Origin of the sequence: Gemmobacter denitrificans (genome assembly GCF_036964905.1) — a bacterium.
Lineage (GTDB): Bacteria > Pseudomonadota > Alphaproteobacteria > Rhodobacterales > Rhodobacteraceae > Gemmobacter > Gemmobacter denitrificans.
The window spans coordinates 402387-414472 of record NZ_JBALHR010000004.1; the positions used below are offsets into that span (position 1 = coordinate 402387).

General features: G+C 64.2%; 10 protein-coding genes and 1 pseudogene. 8 read left to right on the forward strand and 3 right to left on the reverse strand.

All coding sequences use genetic code 11. The annotated features are described in order from the left end of the window. The first annotated feature begins 34 nt into the window (after positions 1-34). The 7 genes from V6590_RS10075 to V6590_RS10105 all read left to right on the forward strand — a co-directional run bounded on the left by V6590_RS10075 (position 35) and on the right by V6590_RS10105 (position 6527). A complete protein-coding gene (locus tag V6590_RS10075) occupies positions 35-1117 on the forward strand; it encodes an ABC transporter permease (protein WP_335422480.1) in 1083 nt (360 codons plus the stop codon). Next, positions 1117-2046 carry an ABC transporter permease gene (locus V6590_RS10080; RefSeq protein ID WP_335422481.1) on the forward strand — a complete coding sequence of 310 codons (930 nt, stop codon included), beginning with the start codon at positions 1117-1119 and terminating at the stop codon, positions 2044-2046. Before V6590_RS10075 ends, V6590_RS10080 begins: the two co-directional genes overlap by 1 nt. Before the next feature lie 49 nt (positions 2047-2095). Beyond that, positions 2096-3184: a BMP family ABC transporter substrate-binding protein gene (locus V6590_RS10085; RefSeq protein ID WP_335422483.1), complete on the forward strand. Its 1089-nt coding sequence runs from the start codon at positions 2096-2098 to the stop codon at positions 3182-3184. A gap of 353 nt (positions 3185-3537) precedes the next feature. After that, positions 3538-4614 (forward strand): NAD(P)/FAD-dependent oxidoreductase, encoded by a 1077-nt coding sequence (locus tag V6590_RS10090; protein ID WP_335422486.1) that lies wholly within the window; start codon positions 3538-3540, stop codon positions 4612-4614. Further along, positions 4611-5246 (forward strand): DUF938 domain-containing protein, encoded by a 636-nt coding sequence (locus V6590_RS10095; RefSeq protein ID WP_335422488.1) that lies wholly within the window; start codon positions 4611-4613, stop codon positions 5244-5246. Before V6590_RS10090 ends, V6590_RS10095 begins: the two co-directional genes overlap by 4 nt. Positions 5247-5310: 64 nt before the next feature. Then, positions 5311-5646, forward strand: a complete 336-nt coding sequence (locus V6590_RS10100; protein WP_335422490.1) for a carboxymuconolactone decarboxylase family protein — start codon at positions 5311-5313, stop codon at positions 5644-5646. A gap of 83 nt (positions 5647-5729) precedes the next feature. Continuing rightward, positions 5730-6527: a glycoside hydrolase family 25 protein gene (locus tag V6590_RS10105; protein WP_335422492.1), complete on the forward strand. Its 798-nt coding sequence runs from the start codon at positions 5730-5732 to the stop codon at positions 6525-6527. Between the two features lie 35 nt (positions 6528-6562). On the opposite strand, the gene V6590_RS10110 is transcribed toward V6590_RS10105, so the two are convergent. The 3 genes and pseudogenes from V6590_RS10110 to V6590_RS10120 all read right to left on the reverse strand — a co-directional run bounded on the left by V6590_RS10110 (position 6563) and on the right by V6590_RS10120 (position 11172). Further along, a complete protein-coding gene (locus tag V6590_RS10110; RefSeq protein WP_335422494.1) occupies positions 6563-7027 on the reverse strand; it encodes a GNAT family N-acetyltransferase in 465 nt (154 codons plus the stop codon). A gap of 92 nt (positions 7028-7119) precedes the next feature. Further along, positions 7120-9618, reverse strand: a complete 2499-nt coding sequence (locus V6590_RS10115; protein ID WP_335422496.1) for a GcvT family protein — start codon at positions 9616-9618, stop codon at positions 7120-7122. 156 nt (positions 9619-9774) lie between these two features. Further along, positions 9775-11172, reverse strand: a pseudogene (locus V6590_RS10120) (cytochrome P450). A 113-nt stretch (positions 11173-11285) separates the two neighbouring features. On the opposite strand from V6590_RS10120, the gene V6590_RS10125 reads away from it, so the two are divergent. Beyond that, positions 11286-11921 (forward strand): hypothetical protein, encoded by a 636-nt coding sequence (locus V6590_RS10125; protein ID WP_335422498.1) that lies wholly within the window; start codon positions 11286-11288, stop codon positions 11919-11921. The last annotated feature ends 165 nt before the right edge of the window (positions 11922-12086 follow it).

Here is a 12086-nt window from a genome sequence, read left to right on the forward strand (position 1 = left end):
TGGGCCAGGATAAAGGCCAAACGGGGGGAGATGCATGCTGAGGTTGGAAAAACGCCCCTCGCCTTCGGTGTTCTGGGAACGCATGACGCCGGTGCTCGCGGTGGTGCTGACCATGCTGGCGGGCGGGTTGATGTTTGCGGCCCTGGGCAAGGACCCTTTGGTGGCGATCCGGACGATCTTCTGGGACCCGCTGTTTGGCGAATTTGCCTGGTATTTGCGCGGGCAATTGCTGGTGAAGGCGGGGCCGCTGATCCTGATTGCTTTGGGGTTGAGCCTTGGGTTCCGGGCGGGGATCTGGAACATCGGCGCAGAAGGCCAGTATATCATGGGGGCGATCTGCGGTGCGGCGGTCGGGCTTGCGGCCTTTCCGACGGAAAGCCGGCTGATCTTTCCGGTGATGGTGGTGGCCGGGGCTTTGGGCGGCTGGGCCTGGGCGATGATCCCGGCCATCCTGAAGACGCGTTTCAATACCAATGAAATTCTGGTTTCGCTGATGCTGGTCTATGTGGCGCAGACGATACTGGCCATGGCCTCGACCGGGTTTCTGAAGAACCCCGAGGGCATGGGCTTTCCCGGCAGCCGCAATTTCAGCAGCTATCCTGCGGCGGCCAATCCCGAGTTGATTGCGGGCAGCGGTTTGCATTGGGGGGGCGTGACGGCGCTGGCGGCTGTGGTGGCGGCCTATGTGCTGCTCAAGCGCCATATCCTTGGATTTCAGATCGAAGTGGCAGGGCAGGCGCCGCGCGCCGCGCGCTTTGCCGGTGTCATCCCCGAGCGGCTGGTCGTGCTGTGCATGGGCATAGCGGGCGCGCTGGCCGGGCTGGCGGGTCTGTTCGAGGTGACGGGCCCAGCTGGGCAGATCAGCATCGATTTCAATGTGGGCTACGGATTCACCGCGATCATCGTGGCCTTTCTGGGGCGGCTCAATCCGCTGGGTATTCTGCTGGCGGGGTTCCTGATGGCCCTGACCTATATCGGCGGCGAGATGGCCTCGACCAATTTGGGTCTGCCTTCAGCGGCGATTCAGGCCTTTCAGGGAATGTTGCTGTTCTTCCTGCTGGCCTGTGATGTTCTGACCAATTTCCGAATCCGTCTGACGCAAGGGGGGCATGCGTGATGTTCGGTGGCATTGATCCGACGCTGCTGATCGCGTCGTTGCTGGTGGCTTCGGTGTCGATCACCCTGGCCGCGGTGGGCGAATTGGTGGTGGAAAAGGCCGGGGTGCTGAACCTTGGGGTCGAGGGCATGATGATTATGGGGGCAGTGCTGGGCTTCATCACCGCCGTGGAAACCGGCAGCCCGACCCTGGGCTTCCTGGGCGGTGCGGTTGGTGGCGCGTTACTCAGCCTCGTCTTTGCGGTGTTGACACAGTATCTGCTGGCCAATCAGGTTGCGGCGGGGCTTGCGCTGACGCTGTTCGGTCTTGGCCTGTCATCGCTGCTGGGACAGGGCTATGTGGGCATCAAGCCCCCGGTGATGGGGGATGTGCCCTTTGGTCCGCTGGCCGATCTGCCGGTTCTGGGTACCGTGCTGTTTTCGCATGATCCGCTTGTCTATCTGTCGGTGCTGATCGTGGCGGGGATATGGCTTGCCCTGCGGCGCACACGCGCCGGGCTGATCCTGCGGGCCGTGGGCGAAAGCCATGACGCCGCCCATGCGCTTGGCTACAAGGTGCGGCGCATCCGCGTGATGGCCATTCTGTTCGGCGGGGCGTTGGCGGGGCTGGGCGGGGCCTATGTCAGCCTGATCCGCGTGCCGCAATGGACCGATGGCATCACCGCCGGCGCGGGCTGGATCGCACTGGCCATCGTGGTCTTTGCCAGTTGGCGGCCGTGGCGGGTCTTGCTGGGTGCCTGGCTTTTCGGCGGCATATCGGTGCTGCAGCTCAATCTGCAGGCGGCGGGGTCGGCCATCCCGGTGGAGTACTTGTCGATGTCGCCTTATCTGATAACCATTCTGGTACTGGTCATCATGTCGTCAGGCCGGGGGCGGGCGGCGCTCAATGCCCCGGCCTGTCTGGGACAGAACTTTCATGCCGCCCGCTGAGCGGGCGCGGGACTGCAACAGGGCGCAAGGCCCAACAGGGAGTAAACGAATGAAACGCAGACATCTTCTGGCCTCGGCGGCCCTTGGCCTGTCGATGGCTTTCTCCGGTGCGGCGGCGCTGGCCCAGGACAAGACCAAGGCCTGCTTCGTCTATGTCGGGCCGATCGGCGATGGCGGCTGGACCTTCCAGCATCATCAGGGCGCGCTGGATGTGCAGAAGGCCTTTGGTGACAAGGTCGAAATCCAGTGGCAGGAAAACGTGCCGGAAGGCGCTGATGCGGAACGCGTGCTGACCCAGATGGCGCTTGGCGGCTGTGACATCATCTTCACCACCTCTTTCGGTTACATGGACCCGACCAATGCGGTTGCGGCCAAGTTCCCCGATGTGAAGTTCGAACATGCCACCGGTTTCAAACGCGAACATCCCAATGTCAGCACCTATAATGCGCGCTTCTATGAAGGCCGGGCGGTGCAGGGCCATATCGCGGGCAAGATGACCAAATCCAACAAGATCGGTTACATCGGGTCCTTCCCGATCCCCGAGGTGGTGATGGGCATCAACAGCTATTACCTGCATGCCAAGAAGGTGAACCCGAATGTCGAACTGAGCGTCGTCTGGGCCTTCACCTGGTTCGATCCGGCGAAAGAGGCCGATGCGGCCAAGGCGCTGATCGATCAGGGCGTGGATGTGATCGCCAGCCATACCGACAGCACCGCCCCGCTGGCCGAAGCGGCCAAGACCAATGGCGCCGTGATCGGCTTTGGTCAGGCATCGGACATGGCCGATTACAAGCCCAGCCCGCGCGTGTCGTCGATCATCGACAATTGGGGTCCCTATTACGTCAAGCGTGTGGGCGCGCTGCTGGATGGCACCTATGCACAGGCGGATGCCTGGGAAGGCATCAAGGGCGGCGAAGTGCTGATCGGTGAAATCACCGATGCCGTGCCCGCCGATGTGAAGGCCGAGGCCGAGGCGATGCGCGACGCCATCGCGGCGGGCACCTATCACCCCTTCACCGGGCCGATCAACAAACAGGATGGCAGCCCCTGGCTGGCCGAAGGCGCCACCGCGCCGGATGGCGATCTGCTGGGCATGAACTTCTACGTCGAAGGCATCACCGGCGACATTCCGAAGTGATGCGCCTGACATGACCGGACAAGGCCCGCCTGAACAGGCGGGCCTTGTTGTTCGGGAGCGCATTTGGGGAAGGCACCTGCCGAATTCCGGGCCTCTCGTTTAAAGGGTTTCTTACTTTGCCTGAGCGGCGGCGGATCGACACGATGCGCCACATTAGCTTTTGCAGCGAGTCGTAGAAACGTTGAAATTCTGGAACGACCGGCCTTTCATGTCTGACGTTGGTATTCTTGTGCCAGCACCCCCAATGCCGCTTTCAAGGTCGGGTCTGATGGCAGGGTATCCCGATCTTTTTATATGACGAAAGCGTGCTGGGCCCCTTTTCTGCGCCGTCGCGGCGTGCCACGCTGCGCGGCATGACACAGGATTTTCTGATAATCGGGGCGGGCATTGCCGGCCTGTCTGCCGCCGCCGAGCTGGCGCAACTGGGGTCTGTCACCGTGCTGGAGGCCGAGGCGCATCCGGCGCATCATGCCTCGGGCCGCTCTGCCGCGCTGTATGAGCCGCGCTATGGCCTGCCGCCGGTGGTCGAACTGTCGCTGGCCTCTGAGGCGGCGTTCCGTGCCATGCCGGGCATCCTGTCCGACAGGGGGCTGATGGTGCTGGCCGGGGCCGATCAGGCGGCAGAGTTTGATCGCGATGTGACCGGCTTTCATCTCGACCGCATCCCCTTTGCGCAGGCGCAGGCCATGGTGCCGATCCTGAACCCCTACACGGTGGCGCAGGTGGCCTATGGCGTGCATGCCTGGGATATCGACACCGATCTGTTGCTGCAGACCCACCAAAAGCGGCTGCGGGCTGCGGGGGGCGCGCTGCTGACCCGGGCAAGGGTTCGGGCGATCACGCGAGAGGCCGGGCATTGGCGGGTGGTGCATGAACAGGGCGAGGTGACGGGCCGCACCCTGATCAATGCCGCCGGGGCATGGGTTGACGAGATCGCGCAGATGGCCGGTATCTCGCCGCTGGGCTTTACCCCTTATCGGCGGTCGATGGCCCGCATTCCGGCGCCGGGTGGCCATGATGTCAGCCGCTGGCCGATGATCTTTGGCTGCGGGGAAAGCTGGTATGCCAAGCCCGATGCCGGTGCCCTGATCGTCAGCCCGGCCGAGGAAGACCCGCAGGCCCCGCATGATGCCTGGGCCGATGACATGGTACTGGCCGAGGGTCTCGCCCGCTATGAAGAACGCGTGACCGAACCCGTGACCCGGCTGATTGCCAATTGGGCGGGGTTGCGCACCTTCGCGCCCGACCGGGTGCCGGTGGTAGGCCGCGATCTACGGCAGCCCGATTTCTTCTGGCTGGCGGGGCAGGGTGGCTATGGGTTCCAGACCTCGCCCGCCATGGCCGGGCTGGTGGTCGATCTGCTGGCGGGGCGCCCGCCCGGCGTGGGGGTGGCCCTGGCTGATCGGCTTTCGCCGGAGCGTTTTGCATGACACTCACCCTGCCCGACAGCGGGGCGCAGCCCGGGCCGGATGGCCGGATCACCGCCGCCTCGGCCAGCCGCAATGCAGGGCCGATCCTTGATCTGCTGCGCGCAACCCTGCCCGCCGAGGGTCGCATGCTGGAGATTGCGTCCGGCACTGGCCAACATGCCCGCGCCTTTGCCGATGCGCTGCCGGGCTGGACATGGCAACCCACGGATGTGACGGCGGAACGCTTTGCTTCAATCACCGCATGGGCCACTGGGCAGGACCGGGTTCTTTCGCCGCGCCTGCTTGATGCCGGGCAGCCGGGCTGGGCAGGCGGTTGGGGGCAGTGGGATGCGGTGCTGCTGGTGAACCTGTTGCATCTGATCCCCGAACCCGCCTGCACCGCTGCGCTGAACGGGATCGCCGCCGTTCTGGCCCCGCAGGGGCGGGCCCTGGTCTATGGGCCATTTCTGCGCGATGGCCTTGCCACCAGCCCGGGTGACGCGGCCCTTGATGCCAGCTTGCGGGCGCAAGACCCGGCCATCGGGTACAAGGATCAGGCCTGGATCACCGCGCGGCTTGAAGCACAGGGCTGCGGCGTGGATTGGCACCAGATGCCCGCCAACAATCTTGCTGCAGTCATATTCAAGATTTGACATACATCAATGCCGCATCCCTGATGCCATGCCACCCCTCTGCGGTCAGAGAACGGAGGGCAGGATGGCCTACAAGGACAAGATCACCGAAATGCGCAACGAATTGCGCGTGATGAACAAGCTGATCCCCGAGGCGATGGCGGGCTTTGGCGCGCTGTCCAAGGCGGCCAAAGATAATGGCCCGCTGGATGTGAAGCAGAAAGAGTTTATCGCCCTTGGCATGGCCATCGTGCTGCGCTGCGAACCTTGCATCAATTTCCATGTCGAGGCGTTGATGAAGGCGGGCGGCTCGCGCGAGGAACTGGGCGATGTTCTGGCCATGGCGGTGCAGATGGGCGGTGGCCCGGCGGTCATGTATGCCGGTCATGCGCTGGCCTGCTGGGATGAGCTGGCGGGCTGACTTCAACTGTCGTTATCCCGGTGACAATCGGCCTTGGATCGGCAAGTATGGCGGCAATTGTTTCGCATTCACTTGAGGTTGTCATGCGCTTGCCCCTAGCTGTCCTGCTGTCGCTTTCCCTTCTGGCGGGCTGTGGCGGGGGCGGTGGGCGCTCTGCTCCTGTTGCGCCCGTGGCCCCGTCCGCGGTGGTGGCCCCGAATTTCGGGGATGCCGACCCGCATCCTGAAACTGCAATCGCGCGCAACCGCCATCCTGTTCATGGCATTGATGTCGCGCGGTTCCAGAAATCGGTGGATTGGGCCACGGCGCGGGCCAACGGGGTGAACTTCGCCTTCATCAAGGCGACCGAGGGCGGCGACCGGGTGGACGAAATGTTCGACAGCCATTGGCGCGGCGCGGGCCGGGCGGGCGTGCGGCGCGGGGCCTATCACTTCTTCTATCATTGCCGGGCGCCGGAAGAGCAGGCGGCGTGGTTCTTCCGCAATGTGCCGCGCCGGTCGGGTGATCTGCCCCCGGTGATCGACATGGAATGGACACCCGACAGCCCGACCTGCACCATCCGCCGCCCGGCGGCGGAAATTCGCGCCGACGCCGAGGTGCTGATCCGCCTGTTCACCCGCCATTACGGCACGGCGCCGATCCTGTATACCACGGTGGATTTCTACGAAGACAACCAGATGTGGAAGTTGCGGGGCACTGACTTCTGGCTGCGGTCGGTCGCGGCGCATCCGTCGGATCGCTATCCCGGTCAGCATTGGGCCTTTTGGCAATACACCTCAACCGGCCTGATCCCGGGCATTGCGGGCGAGGTCGATATCAACGTCTTTGCCGGAAATCAGGGGGAATGGGCCGATTGGTTGGCCCGCCGCGCCCAGCCCTGAAACCATAGGTGCGCGCAAAAGGCGTGAACGGCGTATCAGCGCCGTTCATAGGCCAGTTCATCCTGGCAGACCGGGCCTGCCAGAGCGAACCCCGCCTTTTCCAGAACCCGGCGCGATCCGGTATTGGCTGTGGCCACTTCGGCACGCAGCAGATCAAAGCCGAGCCAGGTCAGGGCCTGATCGGCCAATGCCCTTGCCCCTTCGCTGCCCAACCCCTGCCCCCAGAAGGCGCGGTGCAGGCGATAGCCCAGTTCGCCCTGACGCAGCCCTTTGACCACGCCGTCGTCAAACAGCGCGAACCAGCCGATGAACGCCCCATCCGTGCGCAAGCGCGCTGCCAGAACCTCGGGTTCAGTGCCGCGCGGTTTCAGGTAATCGCCCCCAGCCAGATGGCGCATCACTTCGGGGTCAGTTTCCAGCCCGGCCAACTCTGCCTCATCCGCCGGGGTGACGGGTATCAGGGTCAGGCGCGCGGTGGTCAGTTGGGGCAGGGGGTACATGCACACAGGATGCGGCACCGTGCGGTAAGGTGCAATCCACCAAAGTAAAAGGCGCGCCGGGGAGGGCGCGCCTTTCCATTCGGTCAGGGCCGTTAGCCGTTGACGCGGATGCGCTCGTTCTTGGGGTCGAAGGGGCTGTCTTCCACCACCACGGCATCCCATTCCTGGCGCAGCATCTTTACCTTCAGCTTGGTGCCGACCTCGGCCAGTTCGGGGCTGACATAGCCCATGCCGATCTGCTTGTTGAAGGCGACCGACCAGCCGCCGGAGGTGAGGCGGCCCACCTTGACGCCATCTTTCAGGATGGCCTCTTTGCCCCACGGATCGGCATCTGCCGGGCCGTCGATCAGCACGGTGACGCATTTGAAGCGCACGCCGGTGTCGAGCATGGCCTGCTTGCCACGGAAGTCTTTCGACAGGTCCACGAAGCGGTCGAGGGCTGCTTCCAGCGGGGTCGCGTCACGGCCGAGCTCGTTGCCGAAGGCGCGGTAAGATTTCTCCTGACGCAGCCAGTTCTGGGCGCGCGCACCCACGCCCTTGAGGCCGTGCTTTTCGCCCACCGACCAGATCAGATCCCACAGGTAGCGGCCAAACTCGATCGGGTAGTGCAGTTCCCAACCCAGCTCGCCCGTATAGGCCACGCGCACCGCGCGGACCGGGCACATGCCCAGTTCGATGTCGCGGTAGCTGAGCCAGGGGAAGCGCTTGTTCGACAACACGGTTTCCGGGTCGGCGTCCTTGACGATGTCCTTGAGCAGGGCGCGGGCATTCGGGCCTGCCAGCGCATAGACGCCCCATTGGGTCGTCACGTCATGGATATCGACATAGCCGCCGCCATTGCCCATGAAATCTTCCGCCGATTTCAGCAGGAAGTCGCTGTCATAGGAGGTCCAGGCACCGGCGGAGATGATGTAGTACTCATTCTCCTTCAGCCGCACGATGGTGTATTCGGTGCGGGTGGTGCCGTGATCGGTCAGCGCATAGGTCAGGTTGATGCGGCCAACGGTCGGCAGCTTGTTGCAGGTGAAGTGGTCGAGGAAGGCGGTCGCGCCGGGGCCACGCACCAGATGCTTGGTGAAGGCAGTGGCGTCGATGATGCCCACGGTCGAGCGCACGGCCTCGGCCTCGGCCTTGGCGAAGGGCCACCAGGTGCCACGGCGGAACGAGCGGCCGTCATGGTCGAAGGAGGCGGGTGCATCTTTCGGGCCATAGTAGTTCGGGCGTTCCCAGCCGTTCACCTGGCCGAATTGCGCGCCCATGTCCTTTTGGCGGTCATAGGCAGGCGCGGTGCGCAGCGGGCGGCAAGCCTCGCGCTCCTCATCGGGGTGGTGCAGGATGAAGACGTGCTCATAGCATTCCTCATTCTTGCGCGCGGCATATTCGGTGGTCATCCACTGGCCATAGCGGCGCGGATCGAGCGAGGCCATGTCGATCTCGGCTTCGCCATTCACCATCATCTGGGCGAGGTAATACCCGGTGCCGCCTGCGGCGGTGATGCCGAAGCTGAAGCCTTCCGCGATCCACATGTTGCGCAGGCCGGGAACCGGACCCACGAGCGGGTTGCCATCGGGGGTGTAGCAGATCGGGCCGTTGAAATCGTCTTTCAGACCCACGGTTTCCGACGAGGGCAGGCGGTGGATCATCGACATGTATTCCGTCTCGATCCGTTCCAGATCGAGCGGGAACAGGTCGGCGCGGAACGATTCCGGCACGTCATAGAGGAAGCGGGCGGGCGCGCCGGCCTCATAGGGGCCAAGGATCCAGCCGCCGCGCTCTTCGCGGACATACCATTTGGCATCGGCGTCGCGCAGAACCGGGTGTTCGGGGTTGTTCTTGCGGAACTCTTGCAGCATCGGATCGGGCTCGGTCACGATGAACTGGTGTTCCACCGGAATGGCCGGGATCTTCACGCCCAGAAGGCGCGCAGTGCGCTGTGCGTGGTTGCCGGTGGCGGTGACCACGTGTTCGGCCACGATCTCGAACTTTTCTTCGCCCGGGATCAGCATGCCGCCCTTTTCGATCATGCGGGTGCAGGAAACGACCCATTCCGAGCCGGTCCAGCGGTAGCCATCCACCTGCACCTTGCGCTCGATGGTGGCGCCGTGCTGACGCGCGCCCTTTGCCATGGCCTGGGTCACGTCGGCCGGGTTGATATAGCCGTCTTGCGGGTGATAGAGCGCGCCGATCAGGTCTTCGGTGTTCAGAAGCGGCCAGCGGTCTTTCATTTCCTTGGGCGACAGGAATTCGTGATACACACCGGCGGTTTCGGCGACCGAGGAGTAGAGCATGTATTCATCCATGCGCTCCTGACGCTGCGCCATGCGCAGGTTGCCCACCACGGCGAAACCGGCATTCAGGCCGGTCTCGGCCTCGAGCGATTTGTAGAAATCGACCGAGTATTTGTGGATATGGGTGGTGGCATAGGACATGTTGAACAGCGGCAGCAGGCCCGCTGCGTGCCAGGTCGAGCCGGAGGTCAGCTCGTCACGTTCCACCAGCATCGTGTCCCATCCGGCCTTGGCGAGGTGATAGGCGATGCCGTTCCCGACGGCGCCACCGCCGACGACAAGGGCTTTGACATGGGTTTTCATGGGCGACTCCGTGCGCGCTGAAGAATTTTCCCATGAATGCCACGGAAGCGGCGCGATAACCCATGCTGACCGACCCGAATTGGCCAAAAACGACATGCCTGTCAGAGGGCGACGTTTTCACCCGGTCCGGAAATCCCGATCACGGCCCCTATGGGTTCAGACCGCGCTGGCCGTCAACCAGACACCACCTTCGGGCCGCAGTGTCAGGATCATGACCGGCCGAGGATCACGCCCCGGAACGGGCGCAAAGCGGAACCGCTGCAGCAGCGACGCGAGGATGATCACCGCCTCTTGCATGGCGAAATTCGCGCCGATGCAGATGCGTGGTCCGTCGCCGAAGGGCAACCAAGTGTAGCGTTCGGGGCGTTTGTCCAGAAAGCGGGTCGGATCAAAGCGGTCGGGGTCGGGCCAATGGGCATGGTGGCGATGCACCGCATAGACCGGCAGCATCACCGTATCGCCGCGCCGCACCTCGCGCCCGCACAGCCTGTCAGCCACCCGCGCCGTGCGCGCCAGAAAGCCCGCAGGCGGGTAAAGTCGCAGCGTTTCTTCAATGACAGCACGGGTGTAGGGCAGATGGGCCACATCCGCAGCCGTAGCGACCCGGCCTTGCAGTTGCGCCTGCGCCTCGGCACGCAGCAGGTCTTGCACGCCGGGATCGAAGGCGCACAGATACAGCGCCCAGGACAGGGTCAGCGCCGTTGTTTCATGCCCGGCCACGATGAAGGTCAGCAGATTGTCGCGCAATTCCGCGGTGGTCATCTGTCGCCCGCTCTCCGGGTCTGATCCGGCCATCAGCAGGTCCAGCAGGTCGGGCGGCAGATGCGCGCCCGTCAAGCGCCGCCCCTAGATCGCGCGGTCTGCCACACGCTTCATGTCGGCAAGCGAGGACCGGGCCAGCAAGCGGCCCGGGCGCGGCACCCAGGCGGGCAGGCCCAGAATATCGAACAGCGACAGTCGCGCCGTGCCGGAAATGTAATGTTCGATGGCGCGATGCACTTCGTCGCGGGCAAAACCTTCGCCCCCGGCAAAGGTCACGTCGGAGATCACCTCGAAGGTGGTGGTGACCATTTCGTCGAACAGGTTCACCGCCCTGGGGCCTGCTGCGGCAATACGGGCTAGCGCCCGTTCTGCGGCGGCCGTCATCACCGGGCCAAGCGCGGCCATGTGGCGATGGGCAAAGACCGGCGCGGCCGTGCGGCGCTGCCAGAGCCAGCTTTGCCCTTCGGCGATGAACAGGCTGTCACCGATGCCCGGCTCCAGGATCAGCTTGGTGACCACGCTTTTGGGGTAATCCTCCACCCGGTCGCGCAGCACCTGTTTCAGCGCTTCGGGGTCCATCACCATATGCCAGCGGCGCGGGGTTGCCCCGGACAGGATCGGAGCATGGGTGGCGATTTCGGGGATCAGTTCCAGCACATTGCGCCGTCCGGCCCAAAAGGACCCAAGGATACCCAAGGGCGCACTGTGCAGGGGCACCCGCACGGGCACACCAATAGGCAGCCGTTCGGGCGGACGGTCCGGCAGCGGGGGCAGGCGTGTCTCGGCTGTCATCGGGCACCTCTGACCCTATGATATAGGCGGCCCGGCGCAGCTGTCCAATGCGGCCCGTTGCGCGGCGCGCAGCAAGCGGCTATGCCAACCCGGCACCCCGGATGGAGACCCCGATGCGCCGCTTTGCCCTGACTGCCGCCCTGTGCCTGCTGGCCGCCTGCGCACGCAACGATCTGGCCGAACCGCCGGTCGATCTGGGGAATTTCGTTCTGGGCCACAATATCGTGGTGGCCGACAAGGTGCAGAAGGTGCCGATTTCGCGCGCGGCCACGCCCGAAGAATGGGAAGCCGCCATGAAAAAGGCCGTGGCGGATCGCTTTGGCCGGTACGAAGGCACCAAGGTGTATAACATCGGCATCGCAGTCGAAGCCTATGCGCTTGCCCCGCCCGGAATCCCGGTGGTTGCGGCGCCGAAATCGGTGCTGGTGGTGACGGCGAATGTCTGGGATGACGCTGCCGGCAAGAAGCTGAACGCCGAAGGCAAGCAGCTCACGATTTTCGAAAGCTTCGACGGCGACAATGTGATCGGCACCGGCCTGACCAAGACGCGCGAACAGCAGATGGAAGCGCTGGCCTACAATGCCGCCAAGGCGGTTGAGGGCTGGTTCCTGGAAAACCCGGAATGGTTCGGCTTGCCACCGAAACCGGCGCGTCCCGGCACAAAGCCGACCGAGGTGGAGGCATCCAGGCCTGCGCCTGCCGAAACGCCCGCGCCTGCGGGGGAAACCCCGGCCCCCGCTGCCAAGTGAGGCTTGATTTTCCCCGCCATCATGGATAAGTCGCCCCCCGTGTAGATCGGGCCTTTTTCAGATGGGCCCCCCAATCCACGAGGGCCGCAATGGCAAAGGCAAAGTTTGAACGGACGAAACCGCACGTCAACATCGGCACGATCGGCCACGTTGACCACGGCAAAA